Below are 25,050 nucleotides of genomic sequence, written 5' to 3' on the forward strand. Positions count from 1 at the left end.
GAACAATCGGCCGAGAAAACGACTTGGATTTCTCACCCCATTAGAGTATATTTCTAGGCAAGTTAAACAAATTTACTTGGCGACTTAAATTCGCCAGAGATGAAAATATGAGAAAATACCTTTTCACAACCCTCGCAGTAGGCGCTCTCGCAGTAAGTGCGGGGGCGGCTGTTTCTGCGACTTCTGCTACAGATATGGAAAATTTGAAAAATTCCGCAGGCTGTTACGAAATTTCCACTCGAGAAAACCTTGTTGGATTCGCCAATATTGTGAATGGCACTGATGGTTATACACGAAATGTTTCTGCTTGCGGTGTTTTGACCAAGGATATTTACTACAACGAGAATGTTGTTAATTCCGGAAAAAATGGTCTAAATGGTAGTGGCTATGAAGAATGGACTCCTATCGCTGCGCAGTCAATTGTCGGTAATGACGTGGAGGCTAAGGCCTTTAAGGGAACTTTTGATGGTCAAAATCATGCTGTCTATGGTCTGTATGTGACTCAGCAGGGGTGGGAACCTAGTTTTATTGGTAATGCTCAGGGTGGCGCTGTCGTCCAAAATTTGAACATTAAGGATTCCTATTTTGCTCCGACTGGTGGTGGTGCTGGGGCAATTATTGGTTCATCGAAGGCCGTGTCTGGTAATACTGCTGCGATTAATATTGATAACTGCTCATTTGATGGTTTCATCAATGGTGGTTCTACCGAGAATAATGGCGGTTTAGTTGGCTCTGTGCAGGCTAGTACGACAGTTAAGATTTCTGATAGTTATAATGAGGGAAGGGTTGTTGGAAAAAGTGATATCGCTGGTCTGGTGGCCATTGTATATTCTGGTGGTTCCTTGGTCCTTGATAACTGTTATAATGCGGGCTACGTTCAAGCAACAAATCGAAATCCCGCTGTAAATCAAATTGTTGCCAATAAGAAAGGCTCTACTAGTGGAGCAAATATTGGTTGTTTGAGTTCGGGTACGGGATCTTCGAACTGTAGTAATGCAGGTTCCCCGACTAAAGCTGATTCCGCAACCACCGCACTCAACTATCTGAACAACAAGAGCGGTGCAAGCGACATCCAGTCTGAATGGAATACGCTAACCAATGATGAAAAAATCGAACGCTTGACTCAAAATGTTGAAGGTATCGTGGTTGATACAGTTTGGTCTACAACCAAGCAACTTTGGATTACTAGAACTACAATCAAGACACAGTTGGACCTTTCTGAAAATAACGCCCTCATTATCAAGGAAGATGTTGTTGCCGACTCCATTACCTTTGATCGTGATTTCAAGAGTGGAGTTGCTTCCACCATCATGGTTCCGTTCAACTATAGCGTTGGATCTACCATGAAGGCTAAGTTCTACGAATTTGCTAATGTCTCACAAGATGCTGATGGTGCCTGGAAGGTGTCTGCTAAGCAGGTGTCTGTGTTGCAAGCTCATACTCCGTATCTGATTGTGCCGACTGCTGATGGCGAACTTACTTTCGTTGGTCCCTTCGTTCTTTGGGCTAATAACAACGGTGGTGCTTACGAAAAGTCCATCGGCAACACTGCATGGAAGGCAGTTGGCGTCTACACCAAGAAACGTTGGGATGTCGGCGTAAATGATGAAGAAATCGGTACGATTTACGGCTTTGCTGCACAGGCTAAGAGTGAAAAGAATCCGGGCGACTTCGTTCGCGGTGGTAAGAAGGTTGCAATCCTTCCGTTGCGTTCTTACCTGAAGTACGATGCCTCCGCTGATAATGAAACTGTTGTTTCTACTCCGGCATTGACCAAGATGCGTGCAATTAGCTCTACTGAAGTTGCTTCTATTGATGCTTTGCCGCAGAGTCTTTCCGTTGAACTTGAAGATGCTCCGGAAAGAGTTGAAATTATCGAAAGCATCGAAGTTCCGGAAGGCGAAGAAACTCAGGATGGCGAAGACCTCGGTGAAAAGCCTCTGGGTATCGCTCAGAATCCCATGGTTCGCCCGGATGCACAGAAGGCTGACTGCTGGTTCAACATCAATGGCCGTAACATGAAGAATAAGCCCAAGTCTCAGGGCGCATTCATCAAGAACGCTACGCCGGTTATCGTCAAGTAAGGAGAACGTAAAAATGACTATCAAGTTTGAAAAGAAAGATTACGTTGCCCCCGCAATGACTGTTGTTGAAATGAGTGGTGAAGATGCACCGATTCTCTGCAGTTCTTGCATTACCGATTGCTATGAAGGTGATGATGATGAAGACGCTCTCTTTGGTTCCATCGGTACCTTTGGTAACGACAAGGCATAACCCCTGCGATATCACATTTAACATTTAGAATCTCACAGAAGGCTTCCCCGCGCATGCGAGGAAGTTTTCTTTTATGACAAACAAAATTTGTCATAAAAAGAGGTTCCCGTTTGGGCGTTTTTATGCGTTTGCGACTTTTTTTTGTTAACGCAACAAGATTGTTTTATTATTTTTGCCCATCATTGATGCTCAGTAAAGTCCCCTAAAGAGGTTCTATATGGATAAGATTTATCGTTCTGGCATTGGTTTCGACGTTCACAAGCTGGTGGAAGGTCGCAAGTGCATCATTGGCGGCGTGGACATTCCCTACGAGAAAGGCCTGCTGGGTCATAGCGATGCCGACGTGCTGCTCCATGCTATTAGCGACGCTCTGCTGGGTGCTGCAGGCCTGGGCGACATCGGAACCTACTTCCCGGATACGGACCCCGCCTTCAAGGGTGCCGACAGTCTGGAACTTCTCCGCAAGGTAGGCGAGGAAGTGGCAAAGGCTGGTTACGACATCGTGAACATCGACGCTATTGTCATGTGCGAACGCCCCAAGGTGAACCCCCACAAGGACGCCATGAAGGCAAACATCGCCCGCGTCCTGGGTCTGGATGTAAAGCAGATCGGCATCAAGGGCACCACCACCGAAAAGCTGGGCTTCACCGGCCGCGGCGAAGGCATCGCTAGCCAGGCTGTTGCCATGGTCCGCTCTAAATAAACCATCGATTTGGTCTCAATACGAGCTTATCATCTCCTGATTCGTAATCGGGGGGTGTTTTTTTTTGCTCTTTTCAAGCGCTTATAGATCGGCTTAAAAATACAGGAGTGAACACTTGTGCTTTGTTCGCCTTTTTCTATATTTGGCAGTACACTGATAGATGAACAACTACGCCGCGAGTTCGGACTAGCTGAAAGGCAGTGATGATGATCCGATAGCGGCGCAAACTCTGGCCGGCACGACTGCACCGAATAACATTTGCATCGCGCTTCGCTTAGCCAGAAAGGAATACATATGCCCGCTGTGGACATGAAATTGGCTGTGCTGACGCTTCTCGGCTGTCTTGCACTTTTGATGTACGGTATGAAGACCATGTCCGAAGGTCTTCAGAAACTCACCGGTAACACTCTGCGTACTATGCTGGGTACCATGACTAAACACCGCGTAATGGGTGTAGCTACTGGTACCGCCGTGACTGCGACTATTCAATCTTCTACTGCTACCACCGTACTTACTGTAAGTTTCGTTAATGCTGGTCTGCTCACATTGAAGCAGGCCATTTCTATTATCATGGGCGCAAACATCGGTACCACCATCTCCGGATGGATCATGGTGCTGGGCTTCAAGTTCGACATGCTCTACCTGGTGTACCCCTGCTTCGTGCTGGGCATCATCACCAGCTACTTCAAGAAGAACAGCTCCAAGAGTTTCAGCGAATTCCTGTTCGGCCTCGCCTTCATGTTGTTCGCCATTACCACCCTCCGCAATACCGGCGCTTCCATGCACCTGGGCGAAATCCCCGCGGTGCAGAACTTTGTGGCCGCCTGCGGTAACTGGGGATTTGCAAGCACCTTGCTGTTCCTTTTGATCGGTAGCGTCCTCACCATGTGCGTGCAGTCCTCTGCGGCGGTCATGGCGATCACCCTCATCCTCTGCTCCAGTGGCGCTCTTGAAATTTACCAGGGCATCGCGCTGGTGATGGGCGAGAACATCGGTACCACCGTCACCTCCAACGTGGTGGCCTTGAGTGCCTCCACTCAGGCTCGCCGCGCTGCCCTTGCCCACATGCTCTTCAACCTGTTCGGTGTGCTGTGGGTCCTCTGCGTGTTCCATCCCTTCATCAACATGGTTTGCGGCATCGTGGGCTTCGACCCCAATGTCAAGCCTTCCACCCCCGAAGAAGTCAAGGCCGCCCAGGACGGCGTCACCTTCGCCGTGGCAGGCTTCCACACCATGTTCAACGTGGTGAACGTGCTGGTCCTCATCTGGTTCATCAAGCCCATGGAAACCATCATCTGCAAGATTATCAAGGATAAGCCCGAAGACGACGAGTTCCGCCTCAAGTTCATTTCAGGCGGCATCCTCAGCACTGCAGAACTTTCCATCTTCGAAGCCCGCAAGGAAATCGTTCTCTTTGGTGAACGCTGCAAGAAGATGTTCAACATGGTGCCGGACCTGCTGACGACTAAGGATGAAAACGAGTTCACCAAGATTTTTAGCCGCATCGAAAAGTACGAAGGCATCAGCGACAGCATGGAAGTTGAAATCGCCAAGTACTTGAACGAAGTCAGCGAAGGTCGCCTCTCTCCGGAAAGTAAGGGCACCATCCGCTCCATGCTTCGTGAAATTTCCGAAATGGAAAGTATCGGCGACGCCTGCTACAACATGGCCCGCGCCATCAACCACAAGTTCCGTAGCAAGGACGACTTCACCGAAGAACAGTACGCCCATATCAACCACATGGTGGAACTCTGCAATGTGGCTCTGGACTACATGATCGAAGTGGAAGAAGGCAAGCCCGGCGCTGACTACAACCGTTCCCGCAACGTGGAAAACGAAATCAACAACTACCGCAAGAGCCTCAAGGAACGTAACGTGGTCGACATCAACGACAAGAAGTACGACTACCAGATGTCTGTGCACTACATGGACGTGATCAATGCTTGCGAGCACTTGGGTGACTACGTCATCAACGTGGTGGAAGCCCGGACCAATAGCAAGAAACGCTCCGTTTAAAAGAAGTCTAAAGAACTTTTTACAAAGTCCCCCGTAAGGGGGCTTTTTTTATGTCCGGGGGTATTTTGACACTTTTGTGACAGTCGATTATGCTATATTCCCTATACTCAAGTCAACAGGGCCTTTGGGACCCTCAACCAAAAACGAGCCGGACTGCCGGCAATAGATTGGAATTAGAATTATGGATTTTTCTGCGATTATTGCTGAAGAACTGAACCTTGAAGTATGGCGTGTCTCTAAGGCACTGGAATTGATGGACCAGGGTGGTACCATCCCCTTTATTGCCCGTTATCGTAAGGACCAGACGGGTACCTTGAATGAAATTGAACTGCGCGACATTAGCCATCGCCGTGACTACCTTCAGGAACTGACCGACCGTAAGGAAACTATCCTGAAGAGTATCGAAGAACAGGGCAAGATGACTCCGGAACTGAAGGCTCAGATCGAAGCCTGTAAGGACAAGACCCTGCTGGAAGATATTTACGCTCCCTTCAAGCCCAAGAAGCGCACCCGCGCAACGATTGCAAAGGAACTGGGCCTGGAACCTCTGGCTCGCCTCATGTGGGCTCAGGAAGAAACTGGCAACACTGCCGAACAGATTGCCCTTATCTACCTGTCCGAAGAAAAGGGCCTGGCAGATCCGAAGGCCGCTCTCAAGGGTGCCTGCGACATTCTGGCCGAAGAAGTGGCTGACAATGCCGAATTCCGTCAGTACCTCCGTGCTGCCGTTGAACGCGAAGGCAAGATGTTCTCCAAGGTCAAGAAGGATTTCGAAGGCCAGGAAACCAAGTTCAAGGATTACTACGATTACAGCGAAGCTGTTTCCAAGATTCCCAGCCACCGTATGCTGGCTCTCCGTCGCGGCGAAAAGGAAAAGGTCCTGCGCCTCTCTATCGAAGTGCCTACCGAAGAACTGGTGGGCTACCTCAAGTCCAAGATTATTAAGGGCCAGACTACCTGGACTCCGTATCTGGAAGCCATGTGCCAGGATGCCTGGGACCGTCTCCTTGCTCCCAGCATGGAAAGCGAAGTCCGTCTGATCCTGAAGGATGCTGCCGAAGAAGAAGCTTTCAAGGTGTTCAGCAAGAACCTGCAGGATGTGCTGCTGGCTGCTCCCGCTGGCCACAAGGCTGTGCTTGCCCTTGACCCGGGTTTCCGTACTGGCTGTAAGGTTGCAGTGCTGGACGAAAACGGCAAGTTCATGGATCACGGCATTATCAAGCCCCACGAACCGTGGAACGACAAGGCTGGTTCCGCAGTTTACCTCATGGGTCTTATCGACAAGTACAAGATTGACTTGATCGCTATCGGTAACGGTACCGCTAGCCGCGAGACGGACGCTTTCTGCGCCGAAATGGCAGCAAAGTTCAAGGGCAAGGTTCCGCCCCGCGTCATCGTGTCCGAAGCAGGAGCATCCGTATATAGCGCAAGCATGATCGCTATCCAGGAATTCCCCAAGGAAGACGTTACTACCCGTGGTGCAATTTCCATTGGTCGCCGTCTCCAGGACCCGCTGGCTGAACTGGTGAAGGTTGACCCGCAGTCCATTGGCGTGGGCCAGTACCAGCACGACGTGAACCAGCGCGAACTGAAGAAGCGCCTGGACGAAGTGGTGGAATCCTGCGTGAACATGGTGGGTGTGGACGTGAACAGCGCCAGCGCTCCGCTGCTCTCTCACGTTGCAGGCCTTAGCTCCACTCTTTCCGAAGCAATTGTCAAGTATCGTGACGAAAACGGCGCCTATGGCAGCCGTGAAGACCTGAAGAAGGTGAAGGGCTTTGGTCCTAAGGCTTTCGAACAGGCTGCAGGCTTTATGCGTATCCCGGGTGCAGAAAACCCGCTGGACGACTCCGCTGTCCATCCCGAAAACTACGCCCTCATCGAAAAGATGGCCGAAAAGGTGGGCGTACCTGTAAAGGATCTGGTGGGTAATGCGGAAGTGGTCAAGGGCATTAACCTCGAAGAATTCCTCAGCGACGAAGTGGGTAAGGAAACCTTGCAGGACATCCTGAAGGAATTGAACAAGCCCAGCCGCGACCCCCGTAAGGAATTCCGTTACGCAAAGTTTGACGACAAGATCAAGGACATTAACGACCTCATTACCGGTAGCTGGATGGAAGGCGTGGTGACTAACGTGGCTAACTTCGGTGCCTTCATTGACATCGGCGTTCACCAGGACGGTCTGGTTCACGTTTCCGAAATCAGCGACAAGTTCGTGGAAGACGCAAAGACTGTGCTTACCGTGGGTGACGTGGTGAAGGTCCGTGTTGTCGCCGTAGACGCAAAGCTCAAGCGCATTAGCCTGTCCATGAAGACTGAACAGGTGGATGGCGTGGCAGGTGCAGGCGCTAACGGTCCTCGTGGCCAGCGTGTTGGCGGTCCCCGTGGTCAGGGCGGTCATGGCAACTTCGGTGGCCGTGATAATCGTGGCGGTCGTCCTCAGGGCGGCATCCAGGGCCATGCAACCATCGCCGATCTGAAGGCTCAGATTGCAGGCAAGGGCGCTCCCGGACAGCAGAAGAAGCCCGGCAACGCACAGCCCGCCAAGATGAACTCCCTCCTCAAGAACATGATGAAGGGACTCAAGTAGATTTGGAAGCACGAATGCTTGCATTCGTATTTACAAATCTACGGTCCTAGCACACGAAGTGTGCAAAGGCTTGAGGTAAGTTGCGGTCAATCAAGACTTAAAAAAGGCGTCCCGAAACAGGGGCGTCTTTTTTTTAGATTGATTATTATGAATCGAATCCTGTTGTGTTCCGCCTGTATGATGATTTCGACCCTTGTGGGCTGCTCCGATAGCCAATCGAACGATGTGGTTGGCAGCGATTCCGCAAAAGTGAACATCTTCTACGGAATGCCTCGGGGCGAAATAACCATTGCCTTTGAACAATCCCGCATACAGTTCTCTACCCTAGGGGACAAGATGATCTACGTACTTCCTAAGATGGACTTTTCCTCTCAGGACAGTAGCTGGCTTGTAGTGGAAAAAAAGGACTACTATGAAGCTGGTGGACACGACGACATCTGTATCCACCAGCAAGAGTAGCTGGATTTTAGTTGAAGGTTGCGCTGAACATTAAGTGGATTGCGTTAGCGGAACCGGTGCCGTTATCGCCACCAGTGGTGGAACTATGGACGAAACTAAGTTCTGCGCCAAGTCCCCAGTTTTCGCTGACCCACCATTCCTTACCAGCGCCAATCTGGAATGCAAATCCTTTGTCGGTGCCATAAAGGTCTTCATCCTTGCTTGTGTTCATGGTCAGCTGTCCCGCACCAATTGAACCTGTCACGAAGATGTTGTTGGATAGGTAGTAGGTGAGGCCGCCTCCAAGGAAACTGATACCTGTTTGAATGTTTGAGTAATTGCTCATACCAACGTATTCGCCACTTTCAGATTGGATCGTAAGTTCTGCCCTAGTGTTTCTTGCGCCTGATGTAGCCAGTATGGTGGCATGCAAAAGCAAATTGTCGTAGATGCGACCACCAAGTTTTACGTCAAGCTCTGCGGCCAATCCACTATAATCTAAGTCGAGCGTGCTTTTCGTACTATACAGGGTTTTAGCTTGTGCTGTAACGTTATAGGTCATATAACCGTAACCCAGAGCGAGATTCAGGAAGAATCCATCATGAGTCTGTGGGGCGGCACAAGCAATAGCAGAAGCTGCCAATACAGGCAGTACAATCTTCTTCATATATCCTCCTAACGATTTATGTGCAAAGATAAAAAATCCGGCCGGCGAAAAAAGAAGCCTCCCCGAGTGGGGGAGGCGTCCAGGGCGTGAACACTTAGCAATTTATTGCTTAGTGAGAACGGTCCGCGGACGGGGAGGAGGGCGCCAAGCCCTCCTTTGCATCTAATTAAGCTTCTTCGAACTTAATAACGCCAGCGGGGCAGCCTGCAGCTGCGTCCTTGATAGCTTCTTCGTTAGCAGCGAGATCAGCGTCAGCCTTAACCTGCATCTTTTCAGGAACGGTGAAAACTGCGTCGCAAGTTGCTTCGCAAGCACCGCAAGAAACGCATTCGTCGGAAGATTCGTCGAGCCAAACCTTAGTAATTGCCATTTTATACCTCTTTGGGTTTAGTTATAGTTCTGTATGCTTTAAATATAACAAAATGCATTGTGTTCGCACAATGCTTTTTCTAAATTTTCGGCAAATCTTTTAACCTAGTGAGGACATCACAGAAAATGAAAAAAGTGGTTGTAAAAATTGGTGGCAGCTTGGCTATCGACGAAGCTAAGTTGGCCGATTTTGTGGCAGCAGTTTCCAAGCTTCCGGCTATGGGCTGCCAGGTTGCCGTGGTTCACGGTGGTGGCAAGGACATTAACGAAAACATCGCCCTGCTGCGAGAACAGCCAACTTTTATTGATGGTCTCCGAGTGACTACACCCGGCATTATGAAGATGGTGGAAATGACCCTTTCCGGTCACGTCAATAAGAAGCTTGTTCGCATGCTCCTGAACAACGGCGTGAACTCCATCGGTCTTTCCGGTGTGGATGGCAAGTTGTTTGAAGTTGTAAAGAAGCAGGGCAAGGTTGACCTTGGTCTGGTGGGCGAGGTAAAGACCGTCAATCCGAAGATTGTGGAAGACCTCTGGGCTGCTGGCTGGGTTCCTGTTGTTAGCCCCATCTCCTATGGTCCTGACGAGAACGGCGTGGGTGTTAGCTGGAACGTGAATGCCGACACTGCGGCAAGCGAACTGGCTGTGGCACTTCAGGCTGATCAGTTCGTGCTGGTGAGCGATGTGCCGGGTGTCATGGACGGCGAAAAGAATGTGATTCCTGAACTTTCTGAAAGTGATGCCGAAAAGCTCATCGAAGAAGGCGTTATCAGCGGTGGTATGATTCCCAAGGTCCGCGAAAGCTTCAAGTCTATCCGACGAGGACTGAAGAGCATCCATATCGTGGGCTGGAAGGACGCTGAATCCTTCATCAAGCAAATCAACGGCGAACACAACTACGGAACTATTCAGAAGTAGTTGGAAGTAGACGGTAGGCAGTAGAAAGTAGACGATTTCATCAAGAGTCCCTTCCTACTTCCTACTAACAACTTCCTACTAATAAAAAAGGAATTGAAAAATGAATTTTCTTGAACAAGATAAGCAGGTCATTGCTCCTCTCTACGGCAAGGCCGACATCGAAATCGTAAAGGGTGAAGGTTCCTACCTCATCGACACCAAGGGCGACAAGTATCTGGACTTCGTTGCAGGTATTGCAGTGAACGCTCTTGGCCATCAGAACAAGGCCATCAAGGAAGCGGTGATGAAGCAGATGGATAGCTTCAACCACATTTCCAACCTTTACGTGAATATGCCCCAGGTTGAACTGGGCAAGAAGCTTTTGGAAATCACCGGCTTCGGCAAGGCATTCTTCTGCAACTCCGGTACCGAAGCTAACGAAGGCTGCATCAAGTTTGCACGTAAGTACTTCGACCGCAAGGGCGAACCCAACAGGCTGAAGATCATCACCTTCGTGAACAGCTTCCATGGCAGAACTTTCGCAGCCCTTTCTGCAACCGGTCAGCCGGCGCTCCGTCAGGGCTTCGGCCACATGCCGGGCGACTTCGTGCATGTGGCTTGGAATGACTGCGCTGCACTCAAGGCTGAAGTCAACAAGGACACCTGCGCCATCATGCTGGAATCCCTGGCTGCTGAAGGCGGCGTCATGACCCTTTCTGCAGAAATGGTGGAAACCATCAACAGCCTCCAGAAGGAATTCGGCGTGCTGGTGATTGTCGACGAAGTCCAGGCAGGCTGCGGCCGTCTCGGAACCTTCCTCGGCTTTGAAAAGTACGGCTTGAATCCGGACCTGGTCTCCCTGGCCAAGGGTATCGGTGGCGGCCTCCCGCTGGGTGCCGTTCTTCTCCGTCAGAAGATTGCGGACGAACTGAAGGCTGGTGACCACGGTACCACTTTCGGTGGTAACCCCATCGCTTGCGCTGCAGGTCTCGCTGTGGTGAACCAGATTGACGCTGCCCTTATGAAGAACGTTGTTGAAAGGGGCGCGCAGATCCGCACCGCACTGGCAGATATCAAGGCCAAGTACAGCTTCATCAAGGAAATCCGCGGAGAAGGCCTGATCGTTGGCCTTGCTCTGGACGAATCCATGCCGGTGGGCAACGTGGTTGCAGCCGCCCGCGCAGAAAAGCTCATGGTGCTCTCTGCCAAGGGTAACGTGCTCCGTATGCTTCCGCCGCTGAATGTCAGCGAAGCCGAATGTAGCGAAGCCATGGCAAAGCTTGCTGCTGCATTTGCAAAGGTTGTTGGTTAATTCCTCCACATACTAAAACTTAAAGAAGAGTCCTTGTGGACTCTTTTTTTTGTAATCGAACATTTTTTAATTGACATTTTCTTTCTTTGAAACGATAAGTAAGGCAAATAGAAGGAAATAGAAAATGAGAAATGTTCAGGAAAACATTCAGAATCAGATTGAAAACCTTAAGCATAAGGTGGCCATGGACCGCTGTCGTCTGGAAGCGTATCAAATCATGGCTCCCAAGGACGAATACCAGCGTACCTTGATTACAAAAGTTATTGCTTGTGCCAAGCACGATTTGGAAAATTCCCAGACGCGTCTTAACGCCTTGCTCGGTTGTTGAGCAGTCGTTTTCGGGGGAGCGAAAAAAGTCAGACCGCGTGAGCCTGACTTTTTCATTGAAACCAGTGGGTCCTCTCTTACGACTCAAAAAAGACATTCTGACTAGCAGACCGGAAAGAGGTCTAGGAGAGAACCTGTGGGTTCTCTCTTACGACTTATTAGTCGGTGCCTGTCTTGCAACAGGGGCCAACTCGCCGTGCTTGCGGAACAGGTGCTTGACCAGAGTACTGAAGCCGCGGATCACGCGATAGCGTTCACGGGGATTCTTCAAGGCCATGATCCCCTGACGCCAGATGTAGCTGGGACGCAGGTAGAATTCACGGCGGGCCTTGTCACAGAAGTCCACCAGAGCCTGGCTAGTCAGTTCACCACGCTGGATGGTAGTACGGTGGAAACCGTCCTTGTCCAGCCACTGGTTGTAATCCTTGGTCTGCAATGCGCCGCTAGCCAAAGCCTCCTTATAAGCTTCAGTACCGGGGTAGGCCATGATGGGGTAGAACTGGGCCGTGTTGGGGTTCAGCTTCTTGGCGTAATCCAGAGTCATGCGAAGAGTCTGGGGAGTATCGCCGGGGTTACCCACCATAAAGCAACCATGAACCAGGAGGCCAGCCTTGCGGGCGTTCTTGGTGAATTCGATTGCCTTGTCGGTATTCTTCACTCCCTTGTGGATGTTCTGCAAGACTTCGGGAGATGCACTTTCGAAGCCGACGCACATTTCGCGGCCGCCAGCCTTCTTCATGAGCTTCAGCAGTTCCAGAGGTACGTCTGCACGGGCGTTGCAGCTCCAGGTAATCTTGAGGCCGCGTTCCAGGATCAAGTTGCAGATATCGCGAACATGCTGGTGGTTTGCGGTAAAGGTATCGTCTTCAAAGAAGACTTCGCCCAGATCTTCAAAGTTTTCCTTGATGTACTGCAGTTCGTCCACCACATCCTTGGGGTCGCGCATACGGAATACGTGACCATTCAGAGTCTGGGGAATCACGCAGTAGCTGCAGCGGTTGGGACAACCACGACCGCTCAAAATGACAATCAGCGGATTTAGGTTGGCGCCGTAGAAATACTTCTTGTAGCAGCTGTAAAGATACTTGCGGTAGACCTTGGAAACCCAGGGCAGTTCGTTCAAGTTCTCGATCTTCGGGCCTTCGGGCTGGAAGTCGGTAGTGCCGTCTTCCTTGCGGTAGGCAAGACCAGGGAACTGACCGATAGGCAGTCCATCGCCACGGAGGCTGCGGGCCAGGTTACGGCAGGTGTAGTCCGCTTCGCCGATGACCACATAATCCAGGCTGGGTTCCATTTCCAGGGATTCCAGAGGCTCTGCGGTAGCGTGGGTGCCCATGATGGCGACCTTGGCGCTAGGCATGGCGTCCTTGATGGCGTGAACTACCTTAAGGTCGTTTAAAATACTAGGGGTACTGGTACTGCAGATCACAAGTTCCGGGTTGAATTTCTTCATCCCTTCCAGGGTCTGTTCCAGATTCAGTTCCATAGCGGGGCTGTCGATGAGCTGGATTTCGTTTCCGTCTGCTTCGGCAGTGCCGGCAGCATAGCTCAGGAACATGGGCCAATAAAGAGTACTAGACTTCGTTACACACGGGCTGCGAGATTCGCGGCTGAACATGGGGTGAAACGGAGGGTTCAAAAAAGTAATACGCATATTCCATCGCAAAATACATAATTCTAGCTGAATTAGCTACATTTTAAGCAAATGAAAACCTTTTTTTGCTCGGTAATACTAGGTGCGGCCTTCGCAATGGCCGAAGAAGTCCCTCTGGATACGGTGAAGACCCTTTTTCCGGATGGTTCTGTTGCCCGTATCTATACGGTCCAGAAAGGCACCGACGTGCGACAGGGCGTCTCCATTACCTACCATCCTAATGGAAAGGTGGCGGTGGAAGCTCCTTACGAAAACGGCGTGCTAGACGGTGTGTTCCGTAGCTACTATGAAAATGGAAACCTGTGGCAGACGATCGGCTACCGAAATGGCGCCGAAGAAGGTATAAGCACGGTTTATTTTGAAAACGGCAAGAAGAAAAAGTCCGAGGTTTTCAGGTCCGGAATGCAACATGGCATGAGCGAGGAATTCAGCGAGCAGGGGAAACTGCAACGCCAGATTCCTTATGTGTTAGGTCAGGTTCACGGGGTTGCCAAGATCTATGACGATATGGGTGCTGTCGTAGAAGAAATGACTTTTGAACGTGGGCTGCGCCATGGGGCTTACCGCAGGTACAAAAAAGGCCTCAAGATTCTTGAAGCCAAGTTCGAACGAAACCGTTGCATCGAAAACTGCGATTTCTAGATGTAGAAGGTCCGGGACACCCTACTCATAGTACATTTGCTTATTTAAAGCGGTCCCGGGCGTTAAACAGCTCGATGCTTACGGAATCGTATCCCACGATGGAGTCGTTTTCATCGTAGATGTGGATGATTTTGTATGGTGGCTTTTCCTTAATCGGTTCAATGCTATCGCAGTAATATTCCTTGATTGTCCGCAAGTCCGTTATCTTGCCGTCTTTACCGATAAAATCCCTGCAATAGTAATCATTGGAGTAGATGCAATCGATGATGCGCTTGGCGGAATCGGTATGAATGATGTAGTGATGGCAGTAAGCGTCTTTGCAGCCTGCCCCGAAGTATCGGACTGTTCGTTCGTCGTATTCGTACCAACGGGCATTATTGGGCGGGACAAATTCCCTAAGAAGCCTGTCCTCGACATAAACGCGTTCTTCTTGAAGTTCTTCCTCAGGTTCTTCCTGGGATGTTTCTTCAGGAGAGACGCTTTCGACTTTCTTGCTGTTACTGTCTGAACACGATAATAGTAATGCGACTGTAACTATAAGAAAGAATGTTTTTCCCATGTCAGGTTATTCCTGGTTCTGGTTGGATTTCTTCTGGGGCTTGACGGCCTGCCAGACCATGAAACCGATGAACAGTACGCCGAAGCCTACCAGCGCCATGGCCAGTTCGGAATTATACTTTTCGATAATGTCCTTCTGGCCGTGAGCCATATAACCAAGAACTGCGAGAACAGTATTCCAGATGGCTGCACCCAGGAATGTGAATAGAGTAAAGGGGATCAGCTTCATCCCGGCAAGACCTGCGGGAATAGAAATCAGCTGGCGGATGACTGTAATGAGGCGTCCCACGAAGGTGGAAATGACTCCGTGATCGCGGAAGTACTTTTCGGCCTTTTCCACCTTGGAGGTGTCCAGCAGGAGGAAGTGCCCCAGACGGCTGTCAGCAAATTTATAGATGATGGGGCGGCCCAGGAATTTTGCCAGATAGTAGTTGATGTAGGCTCCGATCAGAGCGCCGATGGTTGCGGCCAGCACAATCAGCACAATGTTCAGTTCGGAGCCGGGCTGCAAGGCCTTGTAGGCAGCTGGCGGAACCACCAGTTCGGAGGGGAATGGAACGAAGGAACTTTCGATAGCCATCAACAGGGTGATGGTTCCGTAGTTCAGATGCTCATTGTACCAGTCGATAATCTGGTTGTAGATTCCTGCGCTAGCCGGTGCTTCTGCTGCCACTTGGGCTGCTGCGGTAGTGTCTGCTGCCATCAGGTTGGCCGTAAGCATAAGGACTGTTGCTGCGCAGATAATAAAAAAGCTCTTGTTCTTCATAGTGAAATCAAATATAGAAAATCGGCTATTAGCTTGTTGTAAAAAAGCGAGGCTCTAAAGAGTCTCGCTTTTTTTAAGATTTGCTAGAAGTTACTTTTTCTTCTTGCCCTTAGCAGGTTTCTTTGCCTTGGGGGCTTTCTTCTTGGCGGGCTTCTTAGCCTTTGCCTTGGGCTTCGGAGCTTCTTCCACTACTTCGTCCTCGTCATCTTCGTCGTCATCGTCGAAGGAGGTGGTGGGAACAACGTAACCTGCAGGAGCGTTGCTAGAAGATTCTTCTGCGGGTGCCGGTTCGGGGTCTGCAGCCTGGTGTTCCGGAGCTACGTTGGTGTTGGAAGCGTCGGTCTGGTACTCGATCATGGACTGCTCGTCGTTGTTGTTCTGCTTCAGAGCTTGTCTTGCTTCGTAGATGTACTTACCGTTGGGGAAGCGCTTCAGGTAGATTTCATAATCCTTCTTGCGGCCACCAGCCTTCACCAGTTCGAAAATGCCAGTTTCGGCTTCGTCGCGGAAGGCGCCATTGGGATTGTCGTTCAGGTAAGCCAAGTATGCCTTGAAGGTGTTCTGAGCCTGGATGGCGCGGAACTTGTCGTAGTCGCCCAGACCGTTAAGCTTTGCTTCGACTTCTGCCCTGCGGGGAGAATCCGGATAGTATTCCAGGAACATCTGGAGCATTTCGGGGTCGTTGGAGGCCATGACCTGGTCGAAACGAGAATCTTCCTGACGGACCTGATAGGCCTGAATTTCGACCTTGCCGCTATCCAAGGTTGCATAGAGCTGTTCCTTGGTGGCGAGATCTGCAGGGTGGCAGAATGCCAGGTAGCTTTCCAGCACGTCAGCGAACTGGGTGCGGGTGTAAGCTTCGCTCATGTCGGGCAGCTTGCCGTCATCGTCGAGATAGAAGCGGTAGTCACGTTCGATAGCCATACAATCCCATTCGGTGATGGTATCCTTGACTTCGCTGTTCTTGCGCAGGACGTCGTCACGGTCATGAAGCTTGAAACGCATCTTGCGGTCACGGCGGCTTTCACGGCCGAAGTCCAAAGACAGTTCCAGACCTACTCGTACGGGCCACTTGTACTCGATCTTGTCGAAATACAGGTTGGAGTAAGGAGAGGGGCTTGCATCGTGGTCTTCCTTACGGGCCTTGATATCTTCGTAGGCCAGGAATTCCTTACGGACGTTAATGCCGATCTTGAGATCTACGTCCTGGAACACTTCGGTGATGCGATATTCCAAAGCGCCGGACACGAATGAGGTATGGACAAAGTCGGTATAGGTTGTGGTGTTTCCGCCGTAGTCGTCGTAGAACGAGAAGAAGTGGAAACCGAAGCCACCCAGGACCCTAAGATCGAGGTCTCCAGCCAGGTTTACGGTGAAACCTGCCAGGACGGAGGGAGCATAGGTCATGAAGGATAGTTCGCGGTCAGTCTGTTCACCCTTACGATCTTCACCATTAGCCTTGACGGTGTATTTGGGGCTATCCTCGATTGTACCCATCTGGAAGGAGTTGACTTCGAGACCGAGCCAGAGGGTGAACGGGATATCCGCTTTCCAGAACGGAGTAATAAGCGGAGACCAGAGGAAACCAGCGGAAACGGGTACGGTAAAGACATCGGTGTCGATTCCATCGTCCAGGAGATTGTTGTCACCCTGGAAGCTCAGGAATGCGGGCTCACCTTGTAAGTACAGCTGAGTATGCCAATTCGAACGTTCAAAGTCGGCTGCATAAAGAGCTGTTGCCAAAGCGGACAATGTTAATAGAATTCTACGCATCGGTCTAAATTTAACTTATCTCTTTTGTTGGGGGAAATAAAAAATGAAAATGTAGGCTCTTTTTGGCCCTTTTTTAGAAGGAAAGAGCAAATCCTATGGCAAATAGGGCTGCGCCAACCCCTAAAAGGGATCCTCCAATGACCATTTTCCTGTCTCCATCGTGTACCAGGTCGTGGTTTTTCTTCACCATTTTTTGGTAATTTGCCCCATTTGTGGTGGCGGATCTGTTCAAGTCGTCCTTGATGTCACCTGCGTCGTTGTAATCCAGATAGGCGAGATAGGTGAATAAGGTTCCAATAAGCACAGGGGCGATTGCCGATCCCATCAGGGTTTGTCCAATGAAGATTTTCTTCTTTTCCCTGATCCATTCCTGCTGATTGATCAGTTCGGCAGGGTCGTTAATGGGGGTCATCTGCACTTCCACCGAGGTTAGTTCCATAGGGGCTGTGTAGACGGAGACTGTGGTATCGCGGAATCCTTCCTTACGGAGTTGTATGGTGGAAATGCCTGGTTCATAGAGCGGGTACTTACTGGGGGTTTTACCGACTGCCTTGGTGGTCTTGGTCAGGGGTTCAGAACCGGCGTAGATTTCCGCACCTTCGGGAACAGAGGTAATAAGCAATTCGGGCTTAGCCTTGGTAAGCTTCATTGAAATCTTGGCGGTGTCTCCAGGAATGATGGTCACATTGCTCCTGGCAGCCCAGATGTGTGCGTCGACGCTCCAGTGGGCGTAGAGGATGATCTTTCCTGTATCCAGGGTGGCGAAGGTGCAAGGAGTCTTGCAAATGGCGTCACGGCCTTCAATTTCCAGGGTGGCGCCTTCTGGATTAGATTCCACACGGATGTAGCTTTTCTTTTTATCCGTCTTCTTTTCGATTTGGATGCCCATGAGTTGAGTCAGGAATTCGCTGAGCTTGTTCTTCTCGATGGCGTCGTTCATGGCGGTAAAGGTGGATAATGTCATCTTTGCTGTGTGAACAGTATCTGCGGGAACGGCTGCACTGTCCGTTTTTTGAATGCCGCGATTAAAGATTGTGCGTGAAATGTCAATGTTCAGGGAGTCCTGGGCCCTGGCGGCGGCAATGCTTCCCTGGAATACGGAAGCGGCTCCATAGTGAAGGAGTGAATCCCGGATGCAGGCTTGTTCGCGACAGTAGCCGAAATCCGAGCGCTTGGCCATTACTACGGGAACGCCTTTTTCCTGCAGGAGACGAATGGTAAGAGCATTCAGCTGGTCCGCCAGGATGGAATCTATGGATCGTCTTTCCAGTGCGACGAAAATGTGCTTTCCCTCTACAGAAGAGAGAAACTGGTAGGATGCGTTGCTGTTCTCCTGGGGGGGAGTCTGTGCAACAGTTTCTTCCTGGACGGATGGCTGTGCCGTAGAATCGTTATGGCTTGATGAATCCTTCGGACTTTCTGTTGCAGGGGCGTTCAGCAAGTCATTGCCCTGTTCATCCATGATGCTCTTGAAGCGATTCTTCAGGATTTTAACGACGGTAAACTTTCCTTGAATGATGCCACCCAAATGAACGGTGTCCTGATGGACTCCCAGGAACATGGCGTTTTGTTTGGCTCCGTTGACCAACTCCACGTTGGCACGGATGCCCGGTGCTTCCTGGGCGTGCAAGAAGGCGGTAACAAGAAGGAGTATTGCGAAAAAGAACTTGTTCATGGCCGACCTAGAATGAAATGATGAATCCTGCAGAGAGAAGGAGGGCGGCGCCTACGGCGGACCCGATGGAAACATTCCTTGCAGTTTTTGCTGTGGACCTTGCGTCCTTGAAATCCTGCTTGGCTTCGTCGTATTTTTCACCCGACGCAATAGCGCTATTCTTGAGAATTTTTCGTGCGTCTTCTGCCAGGTTGATTTGATGCAAGGTAATTGCTGTGCTAGTTGCCGCTACTGCCAACGGAATGATGGAGGACAACATGATTCCCCGACCTAGATTGCGGTTGCTGCGCCTGGAAAGAATTTTCTGCTGGCGCTTAATCTGCCGGTCATCGTAAGACGGCTTGAGGGATACGATAAGATAGGACGTGTCCTTGTCTGCGGGCAAATTCACATTAATGAGCGTATCTGTAAATTCCGGGTGGAAAATGGCGATAAGGACTTGGCTTTCACTTGAATCTACGGGGATGAAAGCGGGGCTTGTGTGGTCCGGAAACTTGCTGTAGTCTGGGGCGGAATTACCTACGAAAATATCAGCCTTTGCAGGAATTGTCGAAACGTGGAGATATCTGGTCTGGCTATAACCCAGTGTTACGAATACTAGGAGAAGCAGAATCAATTTTCTCATAATGCTCTCCTTAAATGGTAGAAGCCGCTTTCGTTTTTCGTTATGAGCCAGTCAATGGAGGGCAACTTGTTGCCTGCATAGTCTTCGGCATAGATGTTAATAAAACATTGTGTGTAGCAGTAGGAGGGATCGACATATAGTTCGTTCCCATCTAGTTGTGGTTGAACCGCTTTGTTATCAATCTGGAGAGAAATTTTTGACGGATTTATACCGGATCCGTCGTCGTATATATGGAAAGTAGGGTTAAAGTTTAGTAGGAATGTTTCTCTTGTCGGTGCAATTTGCGGCGGCTGGGTATCCCTAAAATAAACAGTGTCCGTTTGCGTTGCGGTTCCCGGAAGCAAATCCACTACAATGGAGTCGGCGACGTAATCCTTTTTAGACTGTTCCTCGAAATAGACCTTTACGCCTTTTTGAGGACGGAAGTTGTAAAGAATTTCCTGATTGTAGGAACTGCCTGTATAGGTTTTTAAGGTGTCCCCAGTGGCGCTGACGATGTGGGCTACGGTCTTGAAACTATTGGGATTTTCAGTATTGTAGTAATTCAGATATTTGATAGGAATACTGAGCGTGGAAAGATTATCGTCCAGAAATTTTGTAGAAAAATGATTGATCTTTGAATATTTTCTGGAATGCATCGCTCCATCCACGTAAATGGTATACTTTACACCCCAGTAGAACGTGATAGATTCTTTGCGAAGGTCTATTCCCTTTTGATAGAGCATTGCAGAGTCTCCAACGAGGGGACCCCAAAGATTTGCGGTGGTTCCGCAGTCTATTTCGCCAACTTGATTTGACCATACAGAATCCTTGTCTGTGCTGATATATACACCGCAGGATGCGTATTCCCATTCGTCAATTCCGTTGAGGGTCCAGCGTAAGGGAAAGTCTACTGGTTTAGAGGGTTCTGCCTGGTTATATCCGTCATAAGGAAAGACTAGCGTAAATTCTTCAGGTGTATTGACGCGAATGGTGAAGTTTGTGAACAGGGTGTCGTCAAATTCATCTACCGTCTGGAGCATTCCTTCGATGATGCCGGATCTCTTGAAGGTGTAGCGGAATGCATTGAGATTAAAGTATTCTCCATCGATTTTCCACAGGATGCTCTTGTAAGCCAATGCGGCGTCATTGTTGTACATCATTTCATTGTTGATGGAATAGAGGGCTTCGAATCTGACACTCTGACCTCTTTCGGCGGAGGCTCCTACAATGGGATGGAGGTTGGTTTCCTGAATGGTCCCGCTATATCCGTCGGGGACCATGTAGACGTACTGGCGCATTTGAGGAATGTTAGATGCCTCGTAAAGGTTTTCTCCACAGGAAGCAAGGAATGCTGCCAGAAGGAGGAACAACCACAGAACCGTTATGTTCAGGATTCGTCTAGTCACCAGCGACCTCCTCGTAGGAAGTTTCGGGACGGATGTAGAAATTAGCGTGAACCTTGTTTCCACTGAAATCCTGTGCGGCAATCTTTAGACGTTTGACAGTCCAGGAATTTTCCAGAGAGAGGGGAACGATCAAAGTGTCCCCACGGTATTGCAGTCCTGAGAGATGTGTTTCTTCCAGCTGGACTGAGATTCTGGAAAGCTTTAATTCGCCGCCTCCATCTCTAATGATGAATCTCAGGCTGTCGGAGGCATTGAGCGTGTCGGAATGGTCGATGGAATAAATTTTAGGACCAATTTCATCTGCTAGCGCGAAGTATGCATTCGCGATGCCTTTGGATGTAATCGTTACGGTATCTGTACTAGGCTTGAAGTCTGGTAAGGAATCTACGGAGCAGGTTAACAAGTACGTTCCCGAGGGAACAGACGTCAGGTAGAATGCTCCGTTGTCCTTAAGGCTGTAGTTTTTGAAGGTTTGTACGACCTGGCTTTCCTTATCCTGCAAGGTAAAACTGACCGTACTGCTCGGCTGCACGGAATTGAATTCTACATGCCCGAAAATAGCCCCTTGCTTGCCATAGCCTTCTGTATAGAAAGTGGCGTGGATAGCCTTGTCGGAGAACATGTTCAGCTCGTTTGCAGCGACTACACTCCAAAGGTATTTTTCTTGAGGTTCTAGTCCTGCGTAGTAGGTAAACTGGGGATCCGTAAGAAGGGTGTCTACCATAGGGATTGAATCCCCAAATTTTTTCAGGGTGAATCGGTAGAATACCTGCCAGAGAGCGTCGTTTTCCAGGTTAGTCCAGACGAAGTTCACCAGGTTGCTAGGATTGACTCCCTGAGTGTTCTCTTTGGGAATGTAGTCCTTGTCGTCCAATGTAGGAGGTGCTCCCACATAGAGGGTAAGGGAATCGCTTATCAAATCTCCGAAATAATCAATGAGGATGAATTCAATCTTATGAATACCAGGTTCTGTAACGGTATTCTTGAAACTGAATTCATTGGCGAAGAACTTGCCGTCCATATTCCAGTAATACCGTTGCAGTCGTATTGACTTGGAGGGGTAAATGCTGGTGAAGAAAATGAGGGAATCTCCAGGAACGATGGTGTCCAGCTTTGTCTTTTCCGATTCCTGTTCAAAGGAGCGGGTGATGTATGCCTGTACTTCCACATTCTTGGAACTTTCCGGCTTAAAGAGGTACTGGTCCGAGTCAGTACAGCCGTTTAGTCCAATCACGAGCAATGTTATCACTACGGTAAGGAATAGACGAATCATATTTCCTCCGGAGAGATTACGAGGAAATGATGGAGTGCCGATTCCGCCTTTGCTCCATGTTTGTCGATGATTTCGACTTTAACGGAATGCCAGCCAGGCTCAAAACCGGACTGGGTTACGGATGTAAGAACTCCGACATGATAGACTTGTTTGTCAATTGTCAACTGCGTCGAGATTTTTTCGTCATCGGAGTCATAGGCGTACCATTTGAATTCGATACCCTGGTTTATACTGACGTTATACACGGAACTATCGGCAGGATAGAAAGTTGCGCTAAGGTGCGGAGGACTGTTCAGTATGGGTTCAAAGGTTTTTTCCAAGGTGTTCCCTTCCTTGTCCTTTACGACCACTCGATTGGGAATATCCTCTGTTTGAACGAAAATATCTGTGTATACCCTGTCAAAACAAAGTTCGTCATTGTCATGGTACCAGGTGTATTTTAGTTCGCTTTCATACTTGTCCGGATTTACAAGAACTGCAAACGATGCGCTGTCCTGGGTGCTGACTTTAAAGAGGGTTGAATCCTTGACGCCATTCTGGGCTACGTAGACCGTAAGTGAGGTTGCCTTGCCTGAGGAGGAAGGCTCGCTGGGAATATCGAGACACGCAGTCAAGACTCCGCAGATCCCAAGGAAAATGCAGAGAGTGAAAAGGGTGTAAATCGATTTCTTTGCGCTCATAACCAAGTTAAAGATAACTATATTCAGAATATGAGTAACGAAAACTTCGAATACAAAAACGCCATGGAGCGTCTAGAAGGCATTTTGAACCGAATTGACAATTCCGAGATGGGTATCGATGAATTGGCTGGCCAGGTTCAGGAGGCTACGGAGCTTTTACGTAAGTGTCGTCAGATTCTTCTGAAGACAGAACAGAATGTACAGGAAGCTTTAGCGAACCTGGATAGTGAAGTCGATGGATAATCCAGCCCTTGAAGTAAACGGATTGACGGTGAAGTTCCCCATTCGTGGGGGCGTTTTTGGCAAGGTCCAGAAATACTTTACTGCTGTCGACGATGTAAGCTTTACTCTTCCCCAGGGAAAGATTCTCAGTATCGTGGGTGAATCCGGTTGTGGTAAGTCCACCCTGGTAAAATCCCTGGTGGGGTTAGTCCCTATTGCATCTGGGGATTTTAAACTGTTTGGAAAGACTGTCAAAAAGAACGACATTCCCAATGTGATGCAGATGATCTTCCAGGATCCCTTCAGTAGCCTGAATCCGAGGCAGACTGTGGTGGAAATTTTGACGGCACCCCTGGTTGCCCGAGGCGTTAGCTTTGAAAATGCCCGAAAGAAGGCCCAGGAATTGCTGGCCCGCGTGTCTATTCCCGAAGGGGCTCTGGACAAGTTCCCTCACGAGTTTTCTGGGGGCCAGCGTCAGCGTCTTTGCATTGCACGAAGCCTGATGGTGGATCCTAAGGTGCTTCTTTGCGATGAAGTCACCAGTGCATTGGATGTTTCCGTGCAGGCTCAGATCTTGCATTTGCTGGATGATCTGCGTAATGATTTGGGTCTGTCTATTGTTTTCATTAGCCATGATATGCAGGTGGTTCGCGCTCTAAGTGACGAAGTGCTGGTGATGTACTTTGGTCATGTGGTGGAAAGAGGCGATGCCGATGATGTGCTGACCCACCCAAAACACGAATATACCCAGAAGCTTTTGGCTAGCGTGCCTACCATAAGACGCCGCTAGGGTCCCCGAGCTAAGCCTTGGGACGAGAACGAATATGTCTGAATACAAGAAGAATTTTAAAGGCCCGCGTGGAAACGATCGCAGGTTCTTTGGAAAACCCCGCGAAGAGAAAAAGCCTGAGATTAACGAACTGCGCATTGAAAAAATGGTCCAGGGTGGTGAAGGCATGGCTCATCTGGAAGACGGCCGCGTCTGTTTTGTCAGTGGAGCTCTTCCCGGTGAACTTTGCAAGGTAAAGCTGACCTTTAAGAAGAAGGATTTTACCAAGGGTAAGGCTATCCAGATTTTGGAAGCGAGTCCGGACCGTGTGGAGCCTAAGTGTCCTTTGTATGGTAAGTGCGGTGGCTGTAGCCTGCAACATCTAGCTAGTGATAAGCAGGTGGCCTATATGGAACAGGTGGAACGAGAAAATTTCCGTCGCCTGGCTCATGCGGAACTTCCGGAGGATTTCAAGATCCATTGTGGCAATCCCTGGGGATACCGTAACCGAGCCCGCGTGGTGTGCCGCCCAGGAATTTCTGCGGAAGGTAAGACGGTCCGATTTGGTTTCCGTGAACAGGAATCCAACGATATTGTGGGCTTTGAAAACTGCCCTGTTTTGACCTCTGGCTTGAACGATTTCCTGAAGGGGGAAGGCCGTAAGATTTTTGCTGCCAAGCAGGAAGCTCGTTCTATTCCTAGGGAACTTGATATCAATATCTTTGATAATGGAAAGGGTCAGATTTCCTATTACTACAGGGGAATGCATTCTTCTGAATTTGGAGAGAAGTCTGTTAGCGTCGTAGATGTGGGTGGGCGTAAAATTCAGGCTGACGCATCTGTCTTTTTCCAGAGTAATTTGGGACTTTTGCCGGAACTTGTAGATGCTGTTCGCAATGCGGTGGACGAAGGTCTTGAAAGTGGCAAGGCTAGTAACGAGTGGTTGATTGACCTGTTTAGCGGTGTAGGCTTCTTTGCGGCAATCCTTCAGGATAAGTTCAAGAAGATTACCACCGTGGAACGGGAAGACGGCTGTCTAAAACATGCCAAGATTAACTTGTCTGAAAAGGCTGGCGTGGCGGGCGCCCTGGAAAATGTTTCCGCTCCCGCAGAAGAATGGCTCCTGGACCATGTGGTAGATGTTCCCGCAACCCTCATTGTGGATCCTCCCCGCACAGGGCTCCCTAAGGAAGCGCTTGATGCGATCGTGGGTAGTTCTGTCAACAGGCTGATTTACGTTTCCTGCGATCCAGTCACGTTGGCTCGTGATTATGCAAAATTTGCGGCAGCGGGCTTTACTTTGAAACATGCGGAAGGATTTGCGTTCTATCCCCAGACGCCTCATCTGGAAATGATGTTCGTTCTTTCTAGGGATTAGAAGTTCAAAAAACTTGTATTTGCTATTTTATGAAGGAAAATAAAAAGAGGCTAA

At 49.6% G+C, this 25,050-nt stretch carries 24 protein-coding genes; 13 read left to right on the top strand and 11 right to left on the bottom strand.

All coding sequences use genetic code 11. From position 1 onward, the window contains the following. The first annotated feature begins 107 nt into the window (after nt 1–107). From BGX12_RS12865 to BGX12_RS12885, 6 genes are all read left to right on the top strand, one after another. Nucleotides 108–2,084, top strand: a complete 1,977-nt coding sequence (locus BGX12_RS12865; RefSeq protein ID WP_109736449.1) for a hypothetical protein — start codon at nt 108–110, stop codon at nt 2,082–2,084. 13 nt (nt 2,085–2,097) lie between these two features. After that, on the top strand, nt 2,098–2,274 hold the full coding sequence (locus tag BGX12_RS15560; protein ID WP_158278255.1) for a hypothetical protein: 177 nt from the start codon (nt 2,098–2,100) through the stop codon (nt 2,272–2,274). 217 nt (nt 2,275–2,491) lie between these two features. Next, nucleotides 2,492–2,977 (top strand): 2-C-methyl-D-erythritol 2,4-cyclodiphosphate synthase, encoded by a 486-nt coding sequence (ispF, locus tag BGX12_RS12870; protein ID WP_109736450.1) that lies wholly within the window; start codon nt 2,492–2,494, stop codon nt 2,975–2,977. A gap of 294 nt (nt 2,978–3,271) precedes the next feature. Continuing rightward, nucleotides 3,272–4,993, top strand: coding sequence for a Na/Pi cotransporter family protein (locus tag BGX12_RS12875; RefSeq protein WP_233246393.1), 1,722 nt, complete (start codon nt 3,272–3,274; stop codon nt 4,991–4,993). 181 nt (nt 4,994–5,174) lie between these two features. Continuing rightward, nucleotides 5,175–7,583 (top strand): Tex family protein, encoded by a 2,409-nt coding sequence (locus BGX12_RS12880; RefSeq protein ID WP_109736451.1) that lies wholly within the window; start codon nt 5,175–5,177, stop codon nt 7,581–7,583. Between the two features lie 147 nt (nt 7,584–7,730). Beyond that, nucleotides 7,731–8,042, top strand: a complete 312-nt coding sequence (locus BGX12_RS12885; RefSeq protein ID WP_109736452.1) for a hypothetical protein — start codon at nt 7,731–7,733, stop codon at nt 8,040–8,042. 7 nt (nt 8,043–8,049) lie between these two features. On the opposite strand, the gene BGX12_RS12890 is transcribed toward BGX12_RS12885, so the two are convergent. Continuing rightward, complete coding sequence (locus BGX12_RS12890) at nt 8,050–8,688, bottom strand: outer membrane beta-barrel protein (RefSeq protein WP_109736453.1); 639 nt, start codon at nt 8,686–8,688, stop codon at nt 8,050–8,052. Nucleotides 8,689–8,854: 166 nt separating this feature from the next. Further along, nucleotides 8,855–9,058: a ferredoxin gene (locus BGX12_RS12895; RefSeq protein ID WP_109736454.1), complete on the bottom strand. Its 204-nt coding sequence runs from the start codon at nt 9,056–9,058 to the stop codon at nt 8,855–8,857. Nucleotides 9,059–9,183: 125 nt separating this feature from the next. On the opposite strand from BGX12_RS12895, the gene argB reads away from it, so the two are divergent. The 3 genes from argB to BGX12_RS12910 all read left to right on the top strand — a co-directional run bounded on the left by argB (nt 9,184) and on the right by BGX12_RS12910 (nt 11,594). After that, on the top strand, nt 9,184–9,975 hold the full coding sequence (gene argB, locus BGX12_RS12900) for an acetylglutamate kinase (RefSeq protein ID WP_109736455.1): 792 nt from the start codon (nt 9,184–9,186) through the stop codon (nt 9,973–9,975). Nucleotides 9,976–10,075: 100 nt separating this feature from the next. Further along, the gene (locus tag BGX12_RS12905; RefSeq protein WP_109736456.1) at nt 10,076–11,266 is read left to right on the top strand and encodes an aspartate aminotransferase family protein; all 1,191 of its coding nucleotides are present in this window, start codon (nt 10,076–10,078) and stop codon (nt 11,264–11,266) included. Nucleotides 11,267–11,390: 124 nt separating this feature from the next. Further along, complete coding sequence (locus tag BGX12_RS12910) at nt 11,391–11,594, top strand: hypothetical protein (RefSeq protein WP_109736457.1); 204 nt, start codon at nt 11,391–11,393, stop codon at nt 11,592–11,594. A gap of 147 nt (nt 11,595–11,741) precedes the next feature. Here BGX12_RS12910 and BGX12_RS12915 read toward each other — a convergent pair whose 3' ends face one another. Continuing rightward, the gene (locus tag BGX12_RS12915; protein WP_109736458.1) at nt 11,742–13,247 is read right to left on the bottom strand and encodes a B12-binding domain-containing radical SAM protein; all 1,506 of its coding nucleotides are present in this window, start codon (nt 13,245–13,247) and stop codon (nt 11,742–11,744) included. 51 nt (nt 13,248–13,298) lie between these two features. Here BGX12_RS12915 and BGX12_RS12920 point away from each other — a divergent pair, with 51 nt between their 5' ends. Next, nucleotides 13,299–13,889, top strand: coding sequence for a toxin-antitoxin system YwqK family antitoxin (locus BGX12_RS12920; protein ID WP_109736459.1), 591 nt, complete (start codon nt 13,299–13,301; stop codon nt 13,887–13,889). Nucleotides 13,890–13,929: 40 nt separating this feature from the next. On the opposite strand, the gene BGX12_RS12925 is transcribed toward BGX12_RS12920, so the two are convergent. The 8 genes from BGX12_RS12925 to BGX12_RS12960 form a co-directional block, all read right to left on the bottom strand. Further along, nucleotides 13,930–14,448 carry a hypothetical protein gene (locus tag BGX12_RS12925; protein ID WP_109736460.1) on the bottom strand — a complete coding sequence of 173 codons (519 nt, stop codon included), beginning with the start codon at nt 14,446–14,448 and terminating at the stop codon, nt 13,930–13,932. A gap of 6 nt (nt 14,449–14,454) precedes the next feature. Next, on the bottom strand, nt 14,455–15,213 hold the full coding sequence (locus tag BGX12_RS12930; protein WP_109736461.1) for a DedA family protein: 759 nt from the start codon (nt 15,211–15,213) through the stop codon (nt 14,455–14,457). Between the two features lie 90 nt (nt 15,214–15,303). Further along, the gene (locus BGX12_RS12935; RefSeq protein ID WP_146196342.1) at nt 15,304–16,986 is read right to left on the bottom strand and encodes a tol-pal system YbgF family protein; all 1,683 of its coding nucleotides are present in this window, start codon (nt 16,984–16,986) and stop codon (nt 15,304–15,306) included. A 73-nt stretch (nt 16,987–17,059) separates the two neighbouring features. Next, complete coding sequence (locus tag BGX12_RS12940; RefSeq protein ID WP_109736463.1) at nt 17,060–18,661, bottom strand: PEGA domain-containing protein; 1,602 nt, start codon at nt 18,659–18,661, stop codon at nt 17,060–17,062. 7 nt (nt 18,662–18,668) lie between these two features. After that, nucleotides 18,669–19,286, bottom strand: coding sequence for a hypothetical protein (locus tag BGX12_RS12945; protein ID WP_109736464.1), 618 nt, complete (start codon nt 19,284–19,286; stop codon nt 18,669–18,671). After that, nucleotides 19,283–20,674 (bottom strand): hypothetical protein, encoded by a 1,392-nt coding sequence (locus BGX12_RS12950; protein WP_109736465.1) that lies wholly within the window; start codon nt 20,672–20,674, stop codon nt 19,283–19,285. The genes BGX12_RS12945 and BGX12_RS12950 overlap by 4 nt, the downstream gene beginning before the upstream one ends. Next, nucleotides 20,667–21,947 carry a hypothetical protein gene (locus tag BGX12_RS12955; RefSeq protein WP_109736466.1) on the bottom strand — a complete coding sequence of 427 codons (1,281 nt, stop codon included), beginning with the start codon at nt 21,945–21,947 and terminating at the stop codon, nt 20,667–20,669. Before BGX12_RS12955 ends, BGX12_RS12950 begins: the two co-directional genes overlap by 8 nt. Continuing rightward, a complete protein-coding gene (locus tag BGX12_RS12960; protein WP_109736467.1) occupies nt 21,944–22,627 on the bottom strand; it encodes a hypothetical protein in 684 nt (227 codons plus the stop codon). The genes BGX12_RS12955 and BGX12_RS12960 overlap by 4 nt, the downstream gene beginning before the upstream one ends. A gap of 30 nt (nt 22,628–22,657) precedes the next feature. Here BGX12_RS12960 and xseB point away from each other — a divergent pair, with 30 nt between their 5' ends. From xseB to BGX12_RS12975, 3 genes are read left to right on the top strand one after another with little or no spacing between them, the layout of a single operon-like run. Then, nucleotides 22,658–22,870, top strand: a complete 213-nt coding sequence (gene xseB / locus BGX12_RS12965) for an exodeoxyribonuclease VII small subunit (RefSeq protein WP_109736468.1) — start codon at nt 22,658–22,660, stop codon at nt 22,868–22,870. Continuing rightward, the gene (locus BGX12_RS12970; RefSeq protein ID WP_109736469.1) at nt 22,863–23,639 is read left to right on the top strand and encodes an ATP-binding cassette domain-containing protein; all 777 of its coding nucleotides are present in this window, start codon (nt 22,863–22,865) and stop codon (nt 23,637–23,639) included. The genes xseB and BGX12_RS12970 overlap by 8 nt, the downstream gene beginning before the upstream one ends. A 34-nt stretch (nt 23,640–23,673) precedes the next feature. Beyond that, on the top strand, nt 23,674–24,996 hold the full coding sequence (locus BGX12_RS12975; protein WP_109736470.1) for a class I SAM-dependent RNA methyltransferase: 1,323 nt from the start codon (nt 23,674–23,676) through the stop codon (nt 24,994–24,996). Nucleotides 24,997–25,050 lie beyond the last annotated feature (54 nt).

The sequence above is a fragment of the Fibrobacter sp. UWR4 genome, from assembly GCF_003149045.1.
Taxonomy (GTDB): Bacteria; Fibrobacterota; Fibrobacteria; order Fibrobacterales; family Fibrobacteraceae; genus Fibrobacter.